Annotated in this window: 20 protein-coding genes; 7 read left to right on the top strand and 13 right to left on the bottom strand. The window is 49.1% G+C overall.

The features are described from left to right. Window positions 1-86: 86 nt before the first annotated feature. The 3 genes from aspA to ACFVU8_RS02650 all read right to left on the bottom strand — a co-directional run bounded on the left by aspA (window position 87) and on the right by ACFVU8_RS02650 (window position 2640). Window positions 87-1511, bottom strand: coding sequence for an aspartate ammonia-lyase (aspA, locus tag ACFVU8_RS02660; protein ID WP_387425752.1), 1425 nt, complete (start codon window positions 1509-1511; stop codon window positions 87-89). A gap of 216 nt (window positions 1512-1727) precedes the next feature. Continuing rightward, entirely contained in the window at window positions 1728-1922 is a 195-nt protein-coding gene (locus ACFVU8_RS02655) for a hypothetical protein (RefSeq protein ID WP_387425751.1), read from the bottom strand. A gap of 67 nt (window positions 1923-1989) precedes the next feature. Beyond that, a complete protein-coding gene (locus tag ACFVU8_RS02650; RefSeq protein WP_387425750.1) occupies window positions 1990-2640 on the bottom strand; it encodes a hypothetical protein in 651 nt (216 codons plus the stop codon). A gap of 318 nt (window positions 2641-2958) precedes the next feature. On the opposite strand from ACFVU8_RS02650, the gene kduI reads away from it, so the two are divergent. Genes kduI through kduD form a run of 3 tightly spaced genes read left to right on the top strand, consistent with a single transcriptional unit; the run spans window position 2959 to window position 5396 of the window. Further along, window positions 2959-3792 (top strand): 5-dehydro-4-deoxy-D-glucuronate isomerase, encoded by an 834-nt coding sequence (gene kduI / locus ACFVU8_RS02645; protein WP_387425749.1) that lies wholly within the window; start codon window positions 2959-2961, stop codon window positions 3790-3792. Window positions 3793-3826: 34 nt separating this feature from the next. After that, window positions 3827-4591: a DeoR/GlpR family DNA-binding transcription regulator gene (locus tag ACFVU8_RS02640; protein ID WP_387425748.1), complete on the top strand. Its 765-nt coding sequence runs from the start codon at window positions 3827-3829 to the stop codon at window positions 4589-4591. Between the two features lie 49 nt (window positions 4592-4640). Further along, window positions 4641-5396, top strand: a complete 756-nt coding sequence (gene kduD, locus ACFVU8_RS02635) for a 2-dehydro-3-deoxy-D-gluconate 5-dehydrogenase KduD (RefSeq protein ID WP_387425747.1) — start codon at window positions 4641-4643, stop codon at window positions 5394-5396. Window positions 5397-5545: 149 nt separating this feature from the next. On the opposite strand, the gene ACFVU8_RS02630 is transcribed toward kduD, so the two are convergent. The 3 genes from ACFVU8_RS02630 to ACFVU8_RS02620 are packed head-to-tail and all read right to left on the bottom strand — an operon-like array spanning window position 5546 to window position 9043. Next, the gene (locus ACFVU8_RS02630) at window positions 5546-7147 is read right to left on the bottom strand and encodes an extracellular solute-binding protein (protein ID WP_379464323.1); all 1602 of its coding nucleotides are present in this window, start codon (window positions 7145-7147) and stop codon (window positions 5546-5548) included. Window positions 7148-7186: 39 nt separating this feature from the next. After that, entirely contained in the window at window positions 7187-8104 is a 918-nt protein-coding gene (locus ACFVU8_RS02625; RefSeq protein ID WP_379464324.1) for a carbohydrate ABC transporter permease, read from the bottom strand. A gap of 15 nt (window positions 8105-8119) precedes the next feature. Further along, entirely contained in the window at window positions 8120-9043 is a 924-nt protein-coding gene (locus ACFVU8_RS02620) for an ABC transporter permease (RefSeq protein ID WP_387425746.1), read from the bottom strand. 345 nt (window positions 9044-9388) lie between these two features. Here ACFVU8_RS02620 and ACFVU8_RS02615 point away from each other — a divergent pair, with 345 nt between their 5' ends. After that, window positions 9389-11116 (top strand): sensor histidine kinase, encoded by a 1728-nt coding sequence (locus tag ACFVU8_RS02615; RefSeq protein ID WP_387425745.1) that lies wholly within the window; start codon window positions 9389-9391, stop codon window positions 11114-11116. 24 nt (window positions 11117-11140) lie between these two features. Continuing rightward, entirely contained in the window at window positions 11141-12766 is a 1626-nt protein-coding gene (locus ACFVU8_RS02610) for a response regulator transcription factor (RefSeq protein WP_387425744.1), read from the top strand. Between the two features lie 82 nt (window positions 12767-12848). Here ACFVU8_RS02610 and ACFVU8_RS02605 read toward each other — a convergent pair whose 3' ends face one another. Both ACFVU8_RS02605 and ACFVU8_RS02600 read right to left on the bottom strand, forming a co-directional pair. Then, window positions 12849-14588: an ABC transporter ATP-binding protein gene (locus ACFVU8_RS02605; RefSeq protein WP_387425743.1), complete on the bottom strand. Its 1740-nt coding sequence runs from the start codon at window positions 14586-14588 to the stop codon at window positions 12849-12851. Continuing rightward, the gene (locus tag ACFVU8_RS02600; RefSeq protein WP_175371879.1) at window positions 14585-16318 is read right to left on the bottom strand and encodes an ABC transporter ATP-binding protein; all 1734 of its coding nucleotides are present in this window, start codon (window positions 16316-16318) and stop codon (window positions 14585-14587) included. Before ACFVU8_RS02600 ends, ACFVU8_RS02605 begins: the two co-directional genes overlap by 4 nt. A 141-nt stretch (window positions 16319-16459) precedes the next feature. Between ACFVU8_RS02600 and ACFVU8_RS02595 the strand changes: the two genes are divergently transcribed. Then, a complete protein-coding gene (locus ACFVU8_RS02595; protein WP_379464330.1) occupies window positions 16460-17323 on the top strand; it encodes a LysR family transcriptional regulator in 864 nt (287 codons plus the stop codon). A 94-nt stretch (window positions 17324-17417) separates the two neighbouring features. Here the strand turns inward: ACFVU8_RS02595 and htpG are convergent, their stop codons facing one another. Both htpG and ACFVU8_RS02585 read right to left on the bottom strand, forming a co-directional pair. Then, window positions 17418-19298: a molecular chaperone HtpG gene (gene htpG, locus ACFVU8_RS02590; RefSeq protein WP_387425742.1), complete on the bottom strand. Its 1881-nt coding sequence runs from the start codon at window positions 19296-19298 to the stop codon at window positions 17418-17420. Window positions 19299-19896: 598 nt separating this feature from the next. Next, window positions 19897-20793 carry a LysR family transcriptional regulator gene (locus ACFVU8_RS02585; protein ID WP_387425741.1) on the bottom strand — a complete coding sequence of 299 codons (897 nt, stop codon included), beginning with the start codon at window positions 20791-20793 and terminating at the stop codon, window positions 19897-19899. Window positions 20794-20911: 118 nt separating this feature from the next. Here ACFVU8_RS02585 and dapA point away from each other — a divergent pair, with 118 nt between their 5' ends. Further along, window positions 20912-21805 carry a 4-hydroxy-tetrahydrodipicolinate synthase gene (gene dapA, locus ACFVU8_RS02580; RefSeq protein WP_387425740.1) on the top strand — a complete coding sequence of 298 codons (894 nt, stop codon included), beginning with the start codon at window positions 20912-20914 and terminating at the stop codon, window positions 21803-21805. A gap of 63 nt (window positions 21806-21868) precedes the next feature. Here the strand turns inward: dapA and ACFVU8_RS02575 are convergent, their stop codons facing one another. The 3 genes from ACFVU8_RS02575 to ACFVU8_RS02565 all read right to left on the bottom strand — a co-directional run bounded on the left by ACFVU8_RS02575 (window position 21869) and on the right by ACFVU8_RS02565 (window position 24183). Beyond that, window positions 21869-22336: a DUF1801 domain-containing protein gene (locus ACFVU8_RS02575; RefSeq protein ID WP_387425739.1), complete on the bottom strand. Its 468-nt coding sequence runs from the start codon at window positions 22334-22336 to the stop codon at window positions 21869-21871. Between the two features lie 174 nt (window positions 22337-22510). Beyond that, window positions 22511-23083 carry a phosphate propanoyltransferase gene (pduL, locus tag ACFVU8_RS02570; protein ID WP_066361969.1) on the bottom strand — a complete coding sequence of 191 codons (573 nt, stop codon included), beginning with the start codon at window positions 23081-23083 and terminating at the stop codon, window positions 22511-22513. A gap of 149 nt (window positions 23084-23232) precedes the next feature. Then, window positions 23233-24183 carry a dipeptidase gene (locus ACFVU8_RS02565; RefSeq protein ID WP_387427169.1) on the bottom strand — a complete coding sequence of 317 codons (951 nt, stop codon included), beginning with the start codon at window positions 24181-24183 and terminating at the stop codon, window positions 23233-23235. Window positions 24184-24292 lie beyond the last annotated feature (109 nt).

Genomic DNA, 24292 nt, shown 5'->3' with positions numbered 1-24292 from the left:
CATAACGTCAAAAAGCGAAAGAGGAACGTTCGCCGCCTCGATGTTCCGCTGCGCTGCTGTCCGTACTTTCGCTTTTCGGGCAAACTCTACTCTCTATGCAGCAGCGATGCTCCCGCAATTCCCGGATGGGTCATTTCATAAGGATCAAGGATCATGTTCAACTCTTCCTCAGTCAGTACATTGTACTTAAGACACAGCTCTCGTACAGATTCCCCGGTCAGAATGGCCTCACGCGCAATTCGGGAGACGACCTCATAACCCAGGTGCGGATTGACAGCGGTAATAATGCCGACACTGCGCTCCACTTCCTGTTCCAGCTTCTCCTTGTTCGCTTCAATTCCGGCTAAGCAATAGTCCGTGAAGACCCGGAACGAATTGTTCATAATGCTGATCGACTGGATCAGGTTGAAGACCAGCACTGGCTCCATTACGTTCAACTCCAGTTGGCCCGCTTGAGAAGCAAGACAAATCGTGTGATCGTTTCCAATAACCTGGAAGGCTACCTGATTAATGACCTCTGCCATAACCGGATTGACCTTACCCGGCATGATCGAGGAGCCTGGCTGACGGGCCGGAAGCGAGATTTCATTGAATCCGGAACGTGGACCAGAGGCCATCAGCCGCAGGTCATTGGCGATTTTGGACATGTTCATCATGCAGACTTTCAGTGTCGCCGACACTTCTGTGTAAGCATCTGTATTCTGGGTGGCATCCACCAGATGATCTGCAGTCACAAGCGGGAAACCGCTGATTTCCGCCAAATGACGGACCACCTGCACGATATAATCAGGATCGGCATTCAGCCCGGTGCCGACCGCTGTTGCCCCCATGTTCACTTCATATAAATGATGACGGGAGTGCTCGATGCGCTTGATATCGCGCTCCAGTACTCTGCTATAGGCTTCGAATTCCTGGCCGAGGCGGATCGGTACAGCATCCTGGAGATGTGTCCGGCCCATTTTGATCACCGGATCGAACTCCTGGGCTTTCTGCAGAAATACCTCATGCATACTCCGCATGGTGGCCAGCAGTTGTTCCAGCAGTGACAGTGTGGCAATATGTATCGCAGTAGGGAAGGCGTCATTCGTCGACTGAGCCATGTTAACATGGGAGTTCGGGCTGAGCTGCAGATAATCGCCCTTCTCCTTGCCCAGCAGCTCCAGTGCACGGTTAGCGATCACCTCGTTGGCATTCATGTTCAGCGAAGTGCCGGCACCACCCTGAATAGGGTCCACAATAAATTGGTCATGCCACCCGCCATCAATGATCTCTCCTGCGGCTTTTACAATCACTTCTCCGAGTCCTTTGTACAGTCTGCCCACTTCCATATTGGCCAGTGCTGCGGCTTTCTTTACGATCCCCATCGCTTTGATTAATTCACCATGCACCCGATAGCCGGTAATCGGAAAATTCTCGACCGCACGTAGCGTCTGAATACCGTAATAGGCGTGCTTTTCTACCTGTTTACTGCCCAGAAAGTCTTTTTCCACGCGAAATTCAGTCTCTGACACCGTTCATACCTCCGCATTGTTTTCTTTATAGTTTAGGTTTAGGCCATAGTTCAAGGCGACAGTCCATCCTATATTTCCCTATTGCCTACTAGGATAATACCTTTTATTTTAAGTATTGTCTCCACCTATATACAATAAAGATTACGAAAACCGTAATGCTGCGAGGAAAATGTGCCTCTTAGACAAAAGGAAAGCTTATTTTTCAGTACCAGCGAGTTAAGCCCCATACACATCAAATAGTGAATCAAAGGGATCGCGCTCCTCAGCAGACTTATCAGCTTTGTGATTTCCATTGCCGCCCTTAACGGCAGCTGGCCGCTGCCGCTGATGCATCTTGATCGGTATCGCCGCCAGCCCCAGTACCGAACCACACAGTACGATCAACAGCACTATTCCTGTTAGTATCCACATCGTCGTTACCTCCATAATTTTAGATCTGGACTTTCCAGCCCAAGAGACACACTCTATTCATCTCAGATTACCAAGCGGACAGTCCCAGCAATCGTTCACCAAGCTCGTTCAGAATCACCCTCCCGTGTTGTCCTGCCTGGTGGATCTCATTCCAGAATAGAATCCGGTCGCTCCTGCAATCCTCACTATCTTGCGCTGGAACCATGGTCACTGGCAGCAAATCCGAGGTCTGACTAAGCAAAACCAGTTTATCACTGGCATATATCAGTAAATCCCCCACCTCAACAGCTATTGCAAGCCTTCTGCCAGAGTGATCAGCATAATGAAACTCCACTTGCTGGGCTAACAAACAAATGCAGCCCTCTATCTTTGGACTCTGCATTGAAGCTGTCTGGGCATCGTTTCCCCTAATTCTCAGCCCTTCGAGATACAACCATAGTCCAGGCTGCTCCCATAGTCCGGAAAAAGCTTCATATACCTTATAACGCAGCAGAATATCCCACATGTATGGATGAGATCGTATTACAGATAAATCCTTATTCGATAAGGCCCTTTGTCTGTCTGCTTCAGCTGGCATCAGGGAAAGAAGACGCAGAATATAAAACTTCGGAACGGCCCGCCGCCGCAGAAAATATCCATGCTCTTCCCAACAATCCCAATCCTCTTCCGTCCACCCCGACTGCTCCTCTCCGCTTGCGCCGCAGTTGTGTGACAGCATATATTTCAGGACCTCCCTCATCTTCATACATATACAACTACTGACCATACTCCATTCAAAAGAACCCTAAATAATCTTGCAATGAGTGTCCATTAGATTTATCCCTCTTAATATATAAATACACTTTATAAATGATCTTTATTAATGATGCATTAAAAATAACAGCGCTATGACAGATTGTCAATAGTTCTTCTCCTATCCATCATCCAGCCCAAACAAATGAACCTAAAAAGTATTTAAACTTGATAAATGAACCCAAATGGAGTAATTTGAACATATAGAAACCAATTCCGATTCAAAAAGGAGACTGATCACACCATGGAAAGACGCTACGCATCCCATCCCCAAGAAGTCAAACAATTCGATACTGAGCGCCTGCGCAAGGAATTTCATATTCCCGTCCTCTTCGTTCCCGATGAGCTGAAGCTCGTGCTGACCCATGAAGACCGCATGATCATTGGCGGCGCGCAGCCGGTGACGCAAGAAGTGCAACTGACAACAGATCTAAAGGAACTCGGTGTCACGTATTTCCTGGAACGCCGTGAGCTTGGTGTTATTAATGTAGGTGGCGCAGGGACAGTTACTGTTGATGGTACCTCATATGAACTGGGCACGAAGGAATGTCTGTACGTAGGTCAGGGCTCTAAGGAAGTTAGTTTCAAAAGCAATGATAGCGCTCAGCCAGCCAAGTTCTATCTGAACTCTGCTCCTGCGCATCAATCCTATCCTACCGCTAAGACCACACTGGCCGAGGCCGATTCCAGCGCTCTGGGAGATATCAAGAACTCCAACGAACGCACCATTTACCGCTTCATCCACGCTGATGGTGTGCAAAGCGCACAACTGGTGATGGGCATGACTGAACTGAAACCGGGCAATATGTGGAACACGATGCCTGCCCATATTCATCCACGCCGGATGGAGGCCTACTTCTATTTTGGACTCCCGGAAGACGCAGCAGTGTTTCACCTTATGGGTGAGCCAGACGAGACCCGCCATATTGTCATGAGCAACGAGCAAGCGGTCATCTCTCCAAGCTGGTCGATCCACAGCGGCGTAGGCACAAGCAATTATACATTTATCTGGAGCATGGCCGGTGATAATAAAAGATATGATGATATGGACCCCGTATCCATAAAAGAATTACAATAGAATCACTACATTTACGGAAAGCTGAGGCACAAGGATGAACCCGATACGACGGCATGAGATGATTATGGAGGTTCTGCTGAACCAAAAGGATGTAACGGTCAATGAACTGAGTGACAAGCTCCAGGTCACAGGTAAAACGATTCGTGAAGACCTGACCCGACTGGAGGAACAGGGGCTGATTGTCCGTGTGCACGGCGGTGCCGTGCTGGCGCAGAGCGACCAGTTCGGCATTCTGCCGTCCCGGGAGCCGCTGGACAAATACGCCGAGGAGAAAAGCGAGATCGCACAGCGTGCACTGGCCCACATTGAAGAGGATGATATTATCGCGCTGGACGGGGGCAGTACAACGCTCGAGATCGCCCGGCGGCTCGACAACCGGCCGCTGACCGTCATCACTAATGATGTGCATATCATCGGCGAACTGGCTCCCAAGGAGCACATCCGTCTCGTCGTTCCCGGAGGGTACCGTGTCCGCAACATGTTGGCTGGTCCCGAAGCTGTCGCCTATGTGCAGAAGCTGAATATTCAAAAAGCCTTTCTCTCGGCAACCGCCGTTCATCTCGAACACGGTCTGTCTATCTATACCGGAGATTTAATCGAATTCAAGCAAGCCTTGGTTGCCACGGCCCGGCAAGTAATCGCGGTGGTGAACCATCACAAATTCGGCCACACCGCACTCCGTACGTTCGCCTCGCTGGAGGAAGTAAATCTCATCCTTACTGACAGTGGCCTCCCAGCGGAGACCGCGCAACAGTTCCGGAGCGCCGGTGTAACCCTGGAGTGCGGATCGCAGAATTAATACCTAGATATTAACTACCTTCAGAGGCTTAAAAAGGAGTGTAATTCATATGTCTTCCTTATTCAGCTTGTCCGGCAAAACGGCTCTCGTTACCGGAGGCGCCCGCGGACTTGGACAGGGCATCGCGCTTGGGTTAGCCGAAGCAGGCGCGGATATCGTCTCGGTCTCCTTCAATCCTAGCGACCATACACTGGAAGCTGCCGCAGCCCTTGGTGTCAAGACGCTGGGCATCGAAGCAGACCTCAGTCAGCATAGCGGGCTTCAGGCTGTCTTTGACGAGGCCCTGACCCTTACAGGGCATGTCGATATTCTCGTCAATAATGCCGGAATCATCCGCCGGGCACCCGCGGAGCAGCACAGCGAACAGGACTGGTTCGATGTCATCGACCTTAACTTGCATACCGTCTTTCTGCTCTCGCAAATTGCCGGACGCCACTTCTTAGAACGCAAATCCGGTAAAATCATCAACATCTGCTCCATGCTTTCCTACCAAGGTGGCATCACCGTTCCCGGCTATACCGCCAGCAAGCACGGCGTCGCCGGATTGACCAAGGCCTTGGCCAATGAATGGGCACCTCATGGGATCAACATCAACGCCATCGCCCCGGGCTACATGGCTACAGACAATACCGCGCCAATTCGGGCCGACGAGAAGCGGGCTGAATCAATTCTGGAGCGCATCCCTGCAGGTCGCTGGGGATCACCGGACGATATTAAAGGTCCGGCTGTCTTCCTGGCCTCAGCCGCTTCCGACTATATGAACGGCCATCTTTTGGCCGTAGATGGCGGCTGGTTGGCCAGATAGCTAACTGAACAACTCAAAGGGAGGTCCCCTGCCATCTGCGGCAAGGGCCTCCCCTTTTTTTAAAAATTTTCCTACTATTTCTGTGCTAACAATATCACCCGTAGTATTTCCTTCCTATTTCCTCGATGCCAACGTCACCTACAAGTTTCCTACTTTACACTCATATAGCGTTCGTAAGCATCTGTCCGGATTTTAATCAATTGCGCTAGGCCCATGTCATTGAGCTTTTTGACGTAAATATCCCAGGTATCGTCGATCCCGCCTTTGGTGACCCACTGGGCGCGCATGGTGGCCACGTAGCCATCAATATCCGTAGTCAATGTCGGCAATTCCTTGAACTCTTCAGCTGTGTACATTACGTTCGGGAATGGCGTCGTCACGAATTTGTTACCCAGTTTGTCGAGTTCCTGCTTCAGTCCATCCCCGGTTTCGGGATTCAATACGATGTCCTTCTCGAACGAAGGGCTTACATATTTCGGACCAAAATCACGCAGCGATTGCTCCCAATACCAGGCATCCGCGCTGGTACCGGCTGGCGGGTCCATCAGGGTATACGTGCCATCGTCATTCTTTTGGATCACGGTACCGATTGCGCCCCAGAAATTCTGGATACTGGCTTCATTCGTATAGAACTGGTCCGCCCAACGAGCGGCGATCTCCGGATTTTTGCAAGACGTTGTAATCAGCATCTCGTTGCGGTTGTAGCTCAGACCACTCGGATCTCCAGGCTGATACTTCTTCCCGTCTGGACCGGTAAGCGGTGGAATTGCAATATATTGATCCTTCCACTTGCCGAATACGGCATCCGGCGTCCATTGATACGTGAAGCCAACGATAGCGGCATCCGCATTCTGCTGTTTGGCTGATGTCATGCTGTTGTCTTGCGTGTACAGCTCTTTGTCGATTAAGCCCTCGCTGTATAATTGATGTGCCCATTTGAGGCCTTCTTTATATTCCTCGGACACCGGGATGAAGAGCGGCTTGCCGTCTCTGACCATCATGCTGTTTAAATTGATATCTGTGATGCCAAAAGGTGTAAGAAAATCCCCCAGTCCATTCTCCGTAAAAGGAATCTCGTCATTCTTGCCGTTTCCGTTAGGGTCTTGCTCCTTGAAAGCTTTCAGTACGTTGTGGAGATCGTCAATCGTGTCCGGGACCTTCAGTCCCAGTTTGTCAAGCCATGCCTTGTTGATGACTGGCTGGTTCTTGCTCTGCGGCCGGGCCGGCAGCCTGGTTGGCAAAGAGTATATTTTTCCATCAGGATAAGTGCTGATCTTTCTAAGCTCTGGTGTCTCATCCATGGCCGCTTTAAGGTTAGGCATATACTGGGCGATATAATCATCCAGCGGGCGGAAATAACTCAGGTTATTCACGATATCCGAATCGGTGAACGTTTGGTTACCTATAATAATGTCAGGCAGCGTACCACTGGCCAGCATGATGGATTTCTGCTCAGCCCAGTCGTTGGAGGAGACCACTTGCCATTCGATTTTAACATTCGAGTTCTTCTCCAGATCCTTAAGCCACTGGTTGTTAGTGAAGGTATCGCCCATATTGCCCCAGCGCATGGTCAGAACTTTCAGGGTCACCGGCTCTGTCACAATCGGTAAGCCTTCCTTGTTGAAGCTGCCCGGTGTCTTGGCCGCAGTATTGTCATTTGCTCCCCCGCATGCTGTGAGTCCAAACAGTAATGTAGCCGCAAGCATCATCGTCGCCATTTTTTTAACTGAAGCTTTGGTAGATTTGCTCATCACATTATCCCCCGTTTCATTGTTATAAGAAGTTCTTGTCTACTCCTTCACGGCGCCGATCATCACCCCCTGGTTAAAGTACTTTTGCACAAATGGATAAATGCACATAATCGGTACCGTAGCTACAATAATGACGGAATAGCGCATCATGCTGGCGAGTCGCAGGGCAATTTGCGCAGCTTCACCGGTTCCTATTCCCGACTGCATTTGGTTGGTGATGAGAATGTTGCGCAGGATCAACTGCAGCGGATACAGATTCGGATTCTTCAGATAGATCAGCGCGTTAAAAAAGGAATTCCAATACCCTACGGCAATCCAGAGTGCCAGCACGGCTATGATTGCTTTGGACAGCGGCAGTACTACCAGAGTAAAGTACCGGAGGTTGCCACAACCGTCGATCTGAGCCGCCTCCCACAAATCACCGGGAATGCTGGATTGGAAGAAGGTCCTGGCTACGATGATATTGAACACGACTACGGAAAAGGGCAATACCATCACAAGAAACGTGTCATACAAATGGAAATCCCGAATCGTCAGAAAGGTCGGAATCAGCCCGCCGTTGAAGAACATCGTAAAGATGAAGAACAGAGACAGAAACTTGCGTCCGACAAGGTCTCTGCGAGATAGCGCATACGCCGCTGAGACATTAACAACTAACCCGATCGCCGTGCCGACTACTGTGTACAGGATAGTATTTCTATAGCCGATCCAGATGTTGTCATGCTTCAGCAACTCCTTATACCCATCCAGTGTGAAACCGCTGGGAAAGAGCCATACCTTGCCGTTTGCCACGGCCGACGGATCACTAAATGAAGCGATTACAATAAAATACAGCGGGTAGATCAGCATTACAAGGAACAACACGGCAACAATGTAAACGCCAAACTCCATGACCCAATCGGAAGAGCGGTTTCTGATGCTCCGACGCTGCTGGATTACAGGTTCCAATTCGCTCATTTGTGCACCCCCTTCCTACCATAGACTGTTTTCACTAACCTTCTTGGAGATCTGGTTCACAATGATCAGCAGAATAAAGTTGATGATGGTATTGAACAGATTGATTGCCGACGAGAAGCTGTACTGGCTGCTTAGCAGCCCTATTTTATAAACATAGGTAGATAGAATCTCGCTGGATGGTAAGTTCAGATCGTTCTGCATCAGGTACACCTTTTCGAATCCGACACCCAATAGTCCGCCGACCCGCAGGATCAGTAGCGTCACCGCCGTTGGCATTAGCATGGGAATGTCGATGTACCGGATTTTGTGCCAGCGGCTGGCTCCATCCACGGTTGCAGCTTCATATAAGCTCGGATCCACCGCAGACAGTGCAGCGATGAAAATAATGCTGTCCCAGCCGACATGCTGCCACACATCGGACCAGACATACACACTGCTGAACAATGCAGACGAACCCATCAGATCGGGAGGATCTCCACCAAACAGATTGTAGAGATTGCCGACCAAGCCCGTGCTAGGAGAGAACAAGATCAGCATCAAGCCCACCATAACGACCGTCGAGATGAAGTGTGGCATATAAGATACCGTTTGAAAAAAACGTCTGAACCGGTTCGGCCGCATCTGGTTAACCATCAATGCCAGCATGATTGGAATCGGGAAAGTCACCATGCTGTAAAGGCTGATCACCAGCGTGTTCTTCAGGGTTGCAGAAAATTGATAGGAGTTGAAGAACTTCTCAAAGTATTTGACCCCCGCCCAAGGACTGCCTCCTATTCCAGAAGCCGGACTGTAATCCTTAAATGCAATGAGAACCCCGTACATCGGCTTGTAGGCGAACAGCAGGGTCAGTATTACAGCGGGAAAAAGCAGTACATAGAGCCCCCAGTTACGCCTGATTTGTGCCCATGTCCGTCCTGTACTGAATTGACCGGATGACATATGAATCCATTCCCTTCCCCAAAAGATGTGGCCTAAGCTTTTCTCCGCTCACGCTGCTCAATCGATTGAACATCTTCAGTATAGCGGTCCCAGTGCAACAATATCGGACCTCATAGCACCGCTATTCGGACATTTCCAGCTCCATATTCCCTCCTAAATTTATCCCTCCCCTGCCACATGACAAAAGCATATTGAAATCCAGACTTTTCCATGTTCTTTCCGGACTTTGCTGTCAAAAGCGTATTTTTAGCCATGTTTTTTTAAAATGAAAGACTTATAATGTGTTTATTACCATATAAAACGCATTCATTACTATGGATCCAGAAAGGACCGCGCCCCTGGCCTATGGCAAAACACAAACCGAGCAAGCCGTATTCCATCAAATATTACGTACGAATTATGCTCGTCATTTCCTTCATCGCATTAGTTGTGGACCTCGCGATCAGCATTGCCTCCATCTCCATAGTCAAACAGCAGTCCACCCGGTATCTGCAAGACACCGCTGAGCTCTATATCAACCGCATTAACTATGACTTTAACTACATCAGTCACTTTATGGGTTGGGCTTTAGCCAATGATGATAACATCAAGACTATGAGTAACTCCCCCGTGGAAAGCATTGACTTCCGGGAGGCGAACGAGAAGCTGCGTATGCGTTTTGCGGAGCTGCAAAGAAACTACGGTCAGGGGTATAACTTTTTCTTCTATCTGGAGAACCATAACTTCTTTCTAAACTGCGCGCCGATGACCCTCTCCTACAGCGACTATCTGGAAGTCAAAAGGCAAATTATCTCTTTGACCGAGAACAAAGGGGTTTACGACAAGTTCTATGCGAAGTGGACCCCTATTCTCGCCAATGGCAAGTATTTCATTATTAGCTTTGTACCGTATCATGACCGCTACCTGGTGGGGCTCATCTCCGCGAATGACCTGATTGCTCCTCTACAGCAAATGAACCTGGGTGCCGACGGCTATGCCTCCCTAGTCTATAAACATGGCACGATCGTTTCGGGACCAGACTATGAAAAAGGTCAGGAACCACCCTTACAGGAAGAGTCTAAGCCATCCTTTCTTGACCTGATCCAATCCCGGACTACGGTGATCAGCGATTTTGCCAACGCCTCATTAAGCGTCAAGATGGTCATTAAATTCGGCACCTTTGAGAAAATCATGATTGCCCAGCTGCTGATTCTTGTCCTGTTTTTCCTGCTGATCTTCACTCTGAGCGCTGTAATGATACTGTTCATGCGCAAGGTGCTAAGCCCCATCCAGAGCTTCTCGGAGAATTTGGGCCGCATCAATGCGGAGGGCGAACCGGCTGATTTCGAGAGCAGCACCATCATCGAGCTCGAGCAGGCTAATGGACAGTTCAAGCAGCTTGTGGATCAGCTAAAAAAGTTCAAAATCGAGATGTATGAACAGGAGCTCGAGAAGCAGAAGATTCGGCTCGATTACATGAAAATGCAAATCAAACCCCATTTTTTCCTGAATTGTCTGACCAGCATTTACAGCATGGCCCAAATTCAAATGTATGAAGAAATTGAAGAAATGTCGATGGCTACATCTAAGTATTTTAGGTACATTTTTCAGAGCGGAGAAAATTTCGTACGTTTGGAGGATGAAATCGAGCACGTGCGAATCTATCTGGATATTCAAAAGTCTCGTTACCGGAATGCATTCTCTTATCATATCGAACGTCCTGTGAGTATGGAAGGACTGCAGATTCCGCCCCTGGTGCTCCAGACCTTCATTGAGAATTCCGTAAAGTATGCAGTCTCAAGAGATCAGGAGCTGCAAATCAGGCTGTCGGTGTTTACCCCTTTTAATGTGGAAGCAGGTGACAAGGCTTGTATCCGGATCACCGATACCGGGCCGGGCTTTCCGCCGGAAATCCTGGAGAAGCTGTCGCGGGGAGACCTACTAGATCAAACCGATGGACACCGGATCGGGATCACGAATACCCAGCAAAGACTGGAGCTGCTGTATGGGCGGCAGGCGGAGGTTCATTTCTCCAATATGCTGAGCGGCGGGGCTTGCGTAACCATACTGCTTCCCAAAGTACCACAGACATGAAGCTGACGAGGAGGGAATTTGCCGATGAATGCTTTGCTTGTGGATGATGATTATTTTGTAATTACGGCACTGGAGAAAAGGATTGATTGGTCCGCTTTGTCTATTGATCATATTTATACCGCTTACAATGTAGCACAAGCACGTGAAATCCTGCTTCAGCATCCGGTGCATATTCTGATCTGTGATATCGAAATGCCTCAGGGAAGTGGGCTGGAGCTGCTTGCCTGGATTCGTTCCGAGCAGTACAGCATCCAGACGATATTCCTGACCAATTATGCTGACTTCAATTATGCGCAGAAAGCGATAGAACTGCAAAGCTTCGATTATTTCCTGAAGCCGATTGAGTTCGACAAGCTTACCCTGATTATCCATAAGGCTGTTGCCAAGGCTAAGGAGCAGCAAAATAACGAAAAAGCGATTCGTGAAGGCGTGCTGTGGCAGAAAAACAGAAGCAAGATGATTGAGCACAGCTGGCGCAGGCTGATCACTGGTAAATCTTTTCCGGCGGACCCTGCCAATCTAGCCCCTTATCTAGCTGAGCAGAACCTTCCTTATCAGCCCTGTGATCTATTCTTGCCCGTTCTGGTTAATCTGTTTCCCTATGACCGAAGTCTGGGCAAAGAAGACAAGAACCTGTTCGACTATGCGCTGCTAAATGTGATGCATGAATTGTACCAGCATCCCCTCTTTCAAGTGGAAGCAATTACAGAGATTAAGGATTATAACTGGATGATTATTCTAAAATGGAACATTAGTCCTGACCCTGGAATGCTCGAAGGCCACTGCTCCGTCTTCATTGCCCAGGCCAACAAATTCCTGAAATGCGACGCCTGCTGCAACATTGGCAAATCCCTGACGCTCGGGGCGATCCGCAAGGAAATTCAGGAATTGCTGGTGATGAATGAGGAAATGATCAAGCACCGTAACCAGACCTTTCTGCTGGAGCACTACCGCAAATCCGAAGCAATTTATAGTCCGCCCGATCTGATCCTGCTGGAGCAGCTGCTGAATGAGAATAATTACACTGCGTTTCTGGAGCTGACCTTAAGCTATCTGCACGAGCTGATTCAGGGCCAAATCGTCAACACCTCGGTGCTCAGCCTGCTGCGGCTGGACATTGTACAGCTCGTATATGCTCATCTCAAGAGCAAGGAGATCGAAGCACATAAGCTCTACATGGGCAGAGCCGGGGACCAACTGTTCATCCATTCCCTGAATTCAATTGAGGATATGCAGCAATATATCGGTTATCTAGTCAACACAGCAGCAGAATACCGCAATTTTGCCGAGCAGCCTAAGTCAGTCGTAGAAGAAATCACTCATTACATCAAAACACATTGCGGTAATGATCTGACACGGAACAGCCTCGCAGAGATTGTCTATCTCAACCCGGATTATCTGGCCCGGCTCTTCAAGAAGGAGACAGGGATCTCACTCGGCAATTATATCATCCAGACCCGACTGGCGGCTGCTAAGCATCTGCTGGAAACCACCCGGCAATCGGTTTACACCATCGCCAGCAAGGTCGGATATTCGAACTATTCACATTTCTCCAAGCTGTTTAAGCTGGACAACGGCTGCAGCCCCAACGAATACCGTAAAAATCTAAAAGAACTGAAAGAGCTGAAATCCGTACCCGAATGGAGCTGAGACTCCTAAGAGAACATAAAAGCGTCCGCTCCCGGTATTTCATTAGGGAGTGGACGCTTTTTAACATTAGACAATCATGACACTACACAGCGGCAAATTGACTGTTGTACAAGCGGGCGTAATAGCCTCCGCTCACCAGCAGCTCATCATGAGTTCCGCTCTCTACGATATCGCCGTCCTTCATGTAGAGGATGAGATCGGACTCACGGATCGTCGACAAGCGATGGGCGATCACAAAGCTGGTACGCCCGGCAATCATCTTCAGGAATGCTTTCTGAATCCGTACCTCTGTCAGGGTGTCAATACTGCTGGTCGCCTCATCCAGAATCAGCATTGGCGGATCCACCAGCATGACCCGGGCAATCGTCAGCAGCTGCTTCTGACCCTGTGACAGATTGTCCCCGGAGCCACTGATCCGGGTATCATACCCTTCCGGAAGACGCTTGATGAAGCCATGTGCATTGGCAGCCTTGGACGCAGCAACCACCTCTTCATAACTGGCCTCGGGCTTGCCATACGCGATATTCTCGCGGATGGTCCCACCGAACAACCATGTCTCCTGCAGCACCATCCCGAAATTGCGGCGCAGACTGTCCCGAGTGATGGTGTTAATGTCTACTCCGTCAATCGCGATGGTCCCGCTATCGACATCATAGAAGCGCATCAGCAGGTTGACCAGCGTCGTCTTCCCCGCTCCCGTCTGCCCTACAATCGCCACCCGGGTTCCCGGCTTCACTTCCAGGCTGAACCCGGTAATGAGTGGCCGCTCCGGATCATAAGCAAAACGCACTTGATCGAACGTGATCGTTCCCTGGCTGGTTTGCAGATCCACAGCCCCTTCGGCATCCGGTTTTTCCGGTGCTAAATCCATTATCGCGAAGATACGCTGTGCCGAGGCCGTCGCTGCTTGCAATTGTGTAATCACTCCAGTGATTTCGTTGAACGGCTTAGCGAACAGGTTTGAATAGATCAAGAAACTGGAGAGATCCCCTACCGTCAGGTGGTTCATAATGACCATGACACTGCCGATCATCGCAATGACCGAGAACGTCAGATTGTTTACCAGTCGGGTTGTTGGATTCGATAGTGAACCATAGAACTGTGATTTTACACCTGTCTGGTACAGCGCTTCATTCTGCTCAGCAAACGCTGCAAAAGCACGCTCTTCATACTGATAAGCTTGAACAACCTTCTGCCCGCCAACCAGCTCTTCCACATAACCGTTCAGCCCACCAAGAATTTTAGCCTGATCCCGGAACATCTGCTGCGAACGGGTCGTAATAAAACGCGCTGCAAAATACGAAGCCGGAGCGGACAAGAGCACCACCAGGGTCATGAGCGGACTGATGTAGAGCATCAGCCCTATCGCTCCCGCAATCGTAACCACACCGGTCAGAAGGGTAGAAAAGCCTTGCTGCAACCCGTCCGAGACAGCATCCATGTCGTTGACAAAACGGCTGATGCTATCACCTTGCGGATGATTATCATGAAATTTCAGCGGCAAGATGTTCAGCTTGTCAAACAGCTCACGCCGCATATCATTGATAGTCCGGTAAGCGATCCGGTTCATCAGCGCCGTAAGCAACCATCCAAAGAGACTGCCGACGAGATAAATAGCACCGAGAATGAGCAGCAGGCGCAGAACGGCCGAAAAATCAACTTTTCCCGGACCGATCATAAAGTCAATTGCCTTACCGATCAGGAGCGGCCCAATTAAACTGGCCACTACGCTTAGAATGGCACAGATGACCGCGAGAATCATCAGGCTTCGGTACTGGGATGTATAGACGATGAGTCTCTTCCACGTATTATTTCTTTTCATTGTCCAGACTCCTCACTCGATAACTGGGACAGGCAGATTTCTTTATACTCTGCACAGCTGTCCATCAGTTCTTCATGACTTCCGATGCCGGCAATCCGCCCCTCCTCAAATACGATAATTTTATCCGATTGCCGTACCGTGCTTACCCGTTGGGACACCACAAGCACGGTCATTTCCCGGCTGTATTCTTTTAGCGCCTTGCGCAGTGCTGCATCTGTGGCAAAATCAAGCGCGCTAGATGAGTCATCCAGTATCAGAACCTGTGGCTTACGGATGACAGCGCGTGCGATAGTCAGACGCTGTTTCTGTCCGCCGGACAGATTCATTCCTCCTCTGGACACCTTGGTATTCAGTCCTTCCGGCAGCTTGTGAATAAATTCAGCCGCCTGGGCTACTTCGGCTGCCCGCAGGATCTCCTCTTCCGTTGCCCCTTCATTACCCCAGCGGATATTATCCGCGATAGTGCCCGTGAATAGCAGTGCTTTCTGCGGAACAATCGCAATCTTCTCCCGCAGCCGGGAGAGCGGATACTCTCTAACATCCAGGCCATCCACAGTGATGCTTCCCTCCACTGCATCATAGAAACGGGGAATCAGATTCACAAAGGTAGACTTCCCGGAACCGGTACTGCCGATCAGTCCAATCGTCTCCCCCCTATTTATAACCGCAGAGATATTATCCAGTGCCAGCTCACCGGTACTGCTGTATCCGAAGGACACTTGGTCAAAAGCAATCTTGGGTACCTCCCGGTGACCGGCAGGCTCGCTAAGACCGGTGTCTTGTACCGAGGAAGTTACCGCCAGCACTTCATTGATCCGGCTCGCTGAAGACGATGCCTTAGTAAAAATGATTACCAGATTAGAGACCACAATCAGTGCCAGTAGGATCTGCGTAACATAGTTGATAAAAGCAATGATCTCCCCTTGCGAGAGACGGCCGCTATCGATGTGAAAGCCACCGGCCCAGAGGATAGCTATAATCGCTGCGTTCACCACTAATGTGGTGAGCGGTCCCAGCCAGGCAGAGATGCGTCCAACCCGAATCGCCGTAGCTGTCAAATCATCGGAGGACTCTGCAAAACGAGCGCGCTCCTGGCGGCTCTTGGCAAAAGCGCGAATAACACGCAGACCGGACAGATTCTCGCTCAGTACCAGTGCCAATGCATCCAGCTTCTTCTGATACAGGCGATATAATGGAGATGTCCGACTGATAATCAAGTATAAAATAATCCCGAATACGGGCGTGGCTGCCAGCAGAATCAGGGACAACCGGAAGTCGAGAATCATGGACATGATAATCGCTCCGATACAGATAAACGGTGCCCGGATCACCAGGCGGATCAGCATGGCAACGGCCAGTTGCAGCTGATTCACGTCATTCGTGATCCGGTTGATCAACGAAGGCGTCCCAAAGGTATCCAGTTCGGCATAAGACAATGACGAGATGTGACGAAACATCTTGTTGCGAAGCGTGGTACCAAAACCCTGTGAGGCCCGGGCAGCATAATACTGGCAGATCATCGAGCAGCCGAAGCCGAGGAGCGACATCAGGAGCATCAGCCCGCCCATCCGGTACACATATCCGCTGTCCTGATGCCCGATTCCATTATTGATAATCAGGGCAACAAAGGTTGGCAGCAGCAGCTCCAGGATCGCCTCCAGCAGCTTGAAGATGGGGCCGATGATGGCTTCTTTTCGATACGGTTTTAAATACACAGCAATTTTGAACACAGGAATCCACACCTAACCTAAGAAGTAGTATTTGATTTTTCTATAAGACCAGTTATGATTATGTCATATCTTTTTTCATATTAATAATATTTGATTCGTATCAGTGCGATACGATATACATATCTCAACTGGAGGTCTCCCATGGACATCAGGCAGCTCAAATACTTTTTGGCTATCGCCGAGGAAGGTCAAATCACTTCAGCTGCACGCAAGCTGCAGATGGCCCAGCCACCTCTGAGCCAGCAGCTCAAGCTTCTTGAAGATGAGCTTGGCGTCAAGCTCTTTGAACGTGGTCCCCGTAGCGTACAGCTCACCGATGCAGGCATCATTCTACGAAACCGGGCGCAGCAGATTCTGGAGCTGGCCGACTCCACTACCCGGGAGATTAATGACTTCGCTAAAGGTATGAAAGGGACTATTACTGTCGGGACCGTCTCCTCTTCCGGCGCGACCCTGCTTCAGGATAGACTGCGCGAATTCCACAAAATGTATGCTGGTATCAAATTTGAAATTCATGAAGGCAATACTTTTATGGTAATAGACCTTCTCAATAAAGGCATCGTAGAGGTCGGCATTGTCCGCACTCCTTTTAACACTACGAATCTAGAATGCAAATACAGCAGTGCAGAGCCTATGATCGCCGTGATGACCCCCGACTACGATTGGAGCGAGGGTGAAGCATTCATGGAGGTTGGTGAGCTGCAAAACAAGCCGCTGATCATTTATCGGCGGTTCGAACAGCTGATCCGCGAAGCCTGTATCGATCAGGGCTTTGAACCCTCTTTCTTCTGCATGAATGATGATGCCCGTACCACACTGCTCTGGGCCAACGCCGGGCTGGGTATCGGTATTATTCCCAAATCTGCCTTTGGACTCGTGAACAATAGCAACTTGTTATACAAGGAGATCCGCAGCGAGACGCTGCGCACCCGCGTCGCTGCCATCTGGATGAAGGACAAATATCTCTCCTCGCTGGCAGCCAAATTTATTGACTGCTTTGGGTAAGACTTAAGCTTTTAGAGAAAGCAAATAACCCGTCCTGGTATACACCAGGAACGGGTTATTCACTCTTTATAGAGATGTTAATTGGCTACGCCAATTACACCATGATTTTGCAAATATCGTTCGTGAACTGCACAGGGTCGCCTACCTGCAAACCTTCAATCAACAGAGCTTGGTTGTACAGCAGGTTCGTGTACAGACTCAGCTTCTCTTTATCATTGTCCGAAGCCGCCTTCAGAGACTGGAACACTTCGTGATTGATGTTGATCTCCAGCACCTTGTCTGCTTGCACTTCCTGACCATTCGGCATGGATTTCAGGATTTTCTCCATTTCAATGGTCAGCTCACCTTCAGTGGAGAGACAGACCGGATGGGTCTTAAGGCGTTTGGAAGCTTTGACATCCTTAACCTTGCCGGACAGAATGCCCTTCATTGCTTCGAATAGCTCTTTGTTCTCATTCTCTTCAGCATCGGTAGGCTTGTCCGCAGCATCGGTCTCGATGCCAAGATCGCCGCTGGAGACGGATCTGAATTCTTTTTCCTTATAAGAGGTAATCATCTTGATCGCAAATTCATCAATATCATCGGTGAAGTACAGAATTTCATAGCCTTTATCAGCAACCAGTTCGGTCTGCGGCAGCTTCTCGATACGCTCTACGGATTCACCTGCAGCATAATAGATATATTTCTGATCTTCCGGCATTCTGGTCACGTATTCGTCCAGTGTAACCAGTTTCTTCTCAGTGGAAGAGTAGAACATCAGCAGGTCCTGCAGCGTGTCTTTGTGCATGCCGTAATCGTTATATACGCCGAATTTGAGCTGTCTGCCAAAGGCGCTGTAGAACTGATTGTATTTCTCTCTTTCGTCCTTAAGCAGGCTTTGCAGCTGGCTCTTGATCTTGTTCTTAATGTTCTTCGCAATCAAAGTCAGCTGGCGGTCATGCTGCAGCAGCTCACGCGAAATGTTCAGAGACAGATCCTCGGAATCTACCATCCCTTTGACGAAGCTGAAGTAATCCGGCAGCAAATCGCTACATTTGTCCATGATCAGGACGCCGTTGGAGTACAGCTCCAGGCCCTTCTCATATTCCTTCGTATAGTAGTCAAACGGCGTATTCTCCGGGATAAACAGAATCGCGTTATAGACAACCGCACCGTCAGCACTGATGTGAATGTGCTTGAGCGGCTGGTCGAAACCGTAGCGCTTCTCGGCATAGAAATTGTTATAATCCTCGTCCGTCAGCTCGTTCTTATTCTTCCGCCAGATCGGCACCATACTGTTCACGGTTTGTTCTTCGGAGATTTCCTCGAACTCGTTCTCGCTGTCAGCCTTAGGCTGGCTGGTGGTGATATCCATCTTGATCGGGAAGCGGATGAAGTCAGAGTATTTCTTGATGATAGACTTCAGACGATACTCTTCTAGGTATTCATCATATTGATCTTCTTCGGTGTTCGCCTTGATCTTCAGTGTGATCTCGGTACCGACACTGTCTTTCTCAGCCGGTTCGATGGTATAGCCGTCAGCGCCTTTGGATTCCCATTTGAACGCTTCACTACTGCCCAGCGCCTTACTGATAACCGTTACATCGTCTGCAACCATAAAGGCGGAATAGAAGCCAACCCCGAACTGACCGATAATGTTATGGCCGTCCTTCGCTTCATTCGCTTCCTTGAAGGCCAGGGAGCCGCTCTTCGCAATAACGCCAAGATTGTTCTCCAATTCCTCCGCAGTCATACCGATACCCGTATCGGTAATGGTCAGCGTTCTGTTTGCCTTATCAGCAGTCACTTTAATATAGTAATCTTCTTTATTGAAGACCAGCGAATCGTCAGCTAATGCTTTGTAATAGATTTTATCAATAGCATCGCTGGCATTCGAGATCAGCTCTCTGAGAAAAATCTCCCGCTGCGTATAGATGGAGTTGATCATCATCTCCAGCAGGCGCTTGGATTCGGCTTTAAACTTTTTTTTGGCCATGAATAAATTGATCTCCTTTCAAGATAAACATCTTTATAAGACGAATGTATGATCTGAACGTAAGCTCGATCGTCACTACGGTGAATGTTTGGACTTTCGGCCGCTGTTGTCCCCAGATTTCTTTATTATAAACCGCTGCTAGCGGTTGAAATCCGATGAGCTTATGCTTCCGATGAGAGCTTTCCTTCGGAAAGCTTTCAGGCTGGACGCTCTCGCTCCTACAGTTCCAAACCTTCCCCTTCATTCCTTCTCGCTTTTTGTTAACCTCTTTTATTCGTCTCATATGGTCAAAACAACAAAATGATTAGCACTCCACTCAAGTGAGTGCTAACACTTCTTTTTATATACCATATAATAATTTTATATGTCAATATATTACTGCATATTTACTATAGAGAGGGAATAAAAAATACAACGTAGTTTCTTACAACGGACACCGGCGTGCCCTCTATTGCTTATAGGTTAAACTGCCTTGATTCGCTGACTTCAGCATAATATCTTACGGAAGAGCTAATTTCGCGAATTCAGAACATTAGCATGTTAAGCCCTCACTTATACATTTCTGCAGGCTTTTCAGTGAATTGTCATAATGCCACAATCACAGCCCTGCTGCCTGCGTTCCCGCATCCTGCATCAGCATCTGAATCAGAGATTGCAGGGGTTGGGACTTCCATTTCTTAGGATGGATTAGCAATTGCAAATCAAAATGGATTTCAGGATGATTAAAATTCAGCTCGGCCAGATAGCCCCGCTCAATCTCCTCCTGGGCCACAATCCGTGGAAGCAGCGCAATGCCCAGTCCGTTCATGACACAGCGCTTGATCGCCTCCAGGTTGGACAGCTCGAAGCCTATGCGGAACACAATGCCGTGCTCCTTGAGCAAATTCTCGAACAGACTCCGGTAAATACAGCTTTCCTCCGAGACAATGAATTCACAATTATTCAAATGCTTGAGCTTAACGCTGTCCAGTGCAGCCAGTGGATGTCCAATGGGAGCGATTAGTACCAGTGGCTCCTCCCGGATAATCGTCCGGTTCAGGAAGGAATCTGCCGTGCTGCGGTCCAGCATAAGTCCGATATCAACTTCCCCGTCCTTTATTTTATTGACCAGATTGGCTTCCTGCTGTGTCTGCAGATGAATGTTCAATCCCGGAAACCGGGTCCGCAGCTGCTGAAGAAAAGGAGGCAAATAAAACGCGGCCAGGGAATCTATCGTTCCGATCGTCAGTGTCCCGCCAATTTGCTGAGCAATCGTTTCTTTGGAACGATCATACAAATCCAGCATTTCCACAAACAGCTTTAACAGCTCCTCCCCCGGAGGAGTCAAGCGCAGCTGGCGTCCATGCCTCTCCATAAGCGGAACACCATACTCCTTCTCGATCTTCTGGATCTGCATCGTAACGCTCGACTGGGCATAACCCAGCTCCTCGGCGGCACGGGTAAAGCTCTGACGCTTAGCTACTTCACGGAATGTTCTCAAGTATGTCAAATCCATAATCTCACCCTAACATCAATAATAATGATGATCCATATCATTTATTATAGATAACACCGATGAATTATTCCATGGTAAAGTAATCTTACAGCAACTAAAATGTTGGAGGCCGATAATCATGCTTACAGAACAACAGGTTTTTGGAGTATATGTCCCCGTGGTCACTCCGTTCAATACAGCCGGTGAAGTTGATCTGGATTCGTATGAGCATTATGTGAACAACATCATTAAGCATAATATTCAGGGTCTGGTTGTAAACGGAACCACTGGCGAATCGCCGACGGTTACCGTGGAAGAATTTCAGCTCCTGGTCAATGCATCCCGTGAGCTTTTAAAGCAATCCTCTATCCCGCTTATGGTTGGTACTGGAACGAACGATACCGCATCCACTGTAAAACGTACAGAGTTGGCCGGTCATTTGGGCGCAGATGCCGCACTCGTTGTAGTTCCTTATTACAGCCGTCCCTCGCAGCAAGGCATTATTGAGCATTTCCGCAAGGCTGCAGAGGTTGGCGTACCGATCATGGCCTATGATATTCCCGGAAGAACCGGTGTTGGCATGACTGTCGATACAGCACGGACGATTCTGGAGATGGACAATGTTGTTGGTCTAAAAGACTGCTCAGGTTCGCCACTGCTGGTCACCGAGCTGACCAAATACGGCTCCAAGCCCATTCTGTGCGGCGATGATCAGCATTTCTTGGATATGCTGGGACGCGGCGCTGCTGGCGGAATGCTGGCTTCGGCGAATGTACGTCCGGCAGAATTCATCGAGATCTACGAGTATTTTGCTTCCGGACAACTCGAGCAGGCCAAACAAGCCTTCGAACGCCAGACTCCACTGATCTCTCTGCTATTCAAAGAATCCAATCCCGCTCCCATCAAATGGCTGCTTAGCCATACTGGAGTCATTGGTTCCGATACCCTTCGCCTTCCGCTGATGTCCATCAGCACCGGGCTGCAGGAAGAACTTCGTGCGTATCAGGCCGGAGCGCTTGTATCCGGGTTGTAACAGTTACGCAATCATCCATATTGAAAGGCTGCCCGCTCCGTTTCTAACGGCTGAAGGCAGCCTTTATTTTTTCTTGAGCGTACGTAATCCGTCCTCATATTTTTGTAGATAATCTGTCAGTGTAATCTTGCGGCACAGCTCCGCGAGCAGATTGTAAGGAATGGCCGCTGGATTTTTGAAGCGTATGCAGCTTTTTCCCATATCAAGTTTAGTCTGGACATGCTTCGGGTACTCTTCCTGAAACCAGGTCAGCACCTCGGGAAAGATATATATGCCCATATGATAAAAAGCGATATGATTCTTCTGGGAAGCTAAGCTGATAAACGGTAGGGGCTCCTCGGGCTTGGCATGATAACCAGATGGATAGATGCTGTGTGGGACGACATAACCGATCATGTCATAGCCCATAGTCTCTTGGAAGCCTTCCGGCAGATTGCCTAATACCGTCTTTCTCAGCGCCTTTATGGCCTGCTTTCGCTCCTCTGGCAGTTGATGAATATAGTCCTCCGGACTGCTGGCATCATACTTCATTATGTACCCTCCATTCTCGTAACTTCAATTGTGACCATCCGCTCTATCATACCAAACCTTGTACCAAACTAAAAATAACGATTAATTGTACACGGGCTACTATTTGCGTAAAAAAGAGCACCAAAAAAGCGGAGGATTACTCCCCCGCTTCTTCAAACTGTATACGTATTAAGACTAGTCGACAATTTCAGCAGTATCGCCATTGTTGGCACCGGCTGCATTGGCTTCGTCCGTATCAATGTGCATATCCAGTGCAAAGCTGTCGGATACACGCGCAATTACGTTCTCCAGCACGAGACCGCGCTCGCCGCCAAGGCGAACCTTCAGCAGTTGCTTGTCAGCGATGCCCCAAGCTTCAGCATCGGAAGTATGAAAATGAATATGGCGAGCTGCCACAATAACGCCGGTTTCCAGTTCCACTTCGCCAGCAGGGCCCTTCAGGGTAATGCCCGGTGTGCCTTCGATATTGCCGGATTCACGAACAGGAGCCTTCACGCCAAGCGCGAATGCATCAGTACGGGACACTTCCAATTGGGAAGCCGGACGAGCTGGTCCAAGAATTCTTACTTTGTCAAATTTGCCTTTGGTGCCGATTACCGCTACAGTTTCATTCGCAGCGAATTGGCCGGGTTGGGAGAGGGGTTTGAACTCAGTCAATTGGTAGCCTGGGCCAAACAAAGCCTCCACGTGCTCTTGCGTAAGGTGAATATGTCTAGCCGACACACCTACGGGTACAGTCTTGCTCATTGTAAGTCACTCCTTGAATTTTCTCTAGTATCTGTACAAGCCACAGAACATTATACAACTAAATACCCAAAACCTAAAGGAACCTTGTCACTTTTTAAGATAATTTCTTGTATTGGACACATAGAGAAACAATAAATTCCAATGCTGGACTACGCTTGCTCCCCCTTTGAAGGCAAATTCTCTCCTAAAAAAGTCATAGCGTTCCCGTACAACCACCCGCTTACAAGCTCTTCAGGATAATGCCGGAGCAGAAGCTCCGCAAACTCAGGGTATTTTCCCGGGTGCTCCAGCCCCTCCACCCATGTGTCAATTCCGTCAAAATCCGAGCCGAACATCAGAATCCGTTCCCCGCCAAGACTGCATACATGTTCAATATGCTTCAGCAGGTCTTCTTGTCCAGCCTTCCCCCGATCTTCTACAAACCATGGAAAAAAGGTCAGTCCCATTCTTCCATCCATTGCAATTAGAGCTTTAATCTGTTCATCAACCAGATTGCGTGGATGTCCACATATCGCCGCTGCATTGGAATGAGAGGCAATAAACGGCCGATCGCTCAGCTCTGTAAGCTCCCAGAAACCCGATGGAGAGAGATGCGACACATCCAGCAGCATTCCGCTTTGATTGCACCACTCCACGAGCTTCCTGCCTTTTTCCGTAAATCCTCCATTTCGTCGCTCAAGTACCCCATCTGCAGCCCAGTTAGCATAATTCCAGGTGACCCCCAGAAATCGCACACCTAACTCAAAGCAAAGCTGGGCATAGAACAGATTGCCCTCCAGACCGTCTACGCCCTCCACAGAGAGCATTCCTGCGCTAGTCGCTCCAAGGACCTGACTTCCCACTTCCTCTTTCCAGCGAAGCCACTGCAAGCCTCCTGACCTTACTACTTTTTCACGGAAAAGATCGATCTGACCCAATATCCGCTCAAACCCCAGCTTCCCCCTGTGCTCCGACAAATAGATAGCAAAACATTGCAGATTCACATTCCCTGCTGCCAGCCGCTCGGCTGTTACATCCAGACGCGGATCGTTCCGAAAGTCAATATCGCCGAAATTCTGCATTTTACTCAGTACATCGCAGTGGAAATCTGCCACTTTCATGTCTGCTTTCCTCACAGCATTCCCCTCACTTTCTGCTGCCACCTTCCACTTTCCTGACGATGGAGCCTCCTTCAGATTCTATGCCGAGACCCGGGGTGTTATCTGTAAA

The organism is Paenibacillus sp. NPDC058177, from assembly GCF_042883835.1.
Lineage (GTDB): Bacteria > Bacillota > Bacilli > Paenibacillales > Paenibacillaceae > Paenibacillus_AQ > Paenibacillus_AQ agri.
The sequence above is the reverse complement of the archived record's forward strand: the minus strand, read 5'-3'. Positions and strand labels throughout refer to the sequence as shown.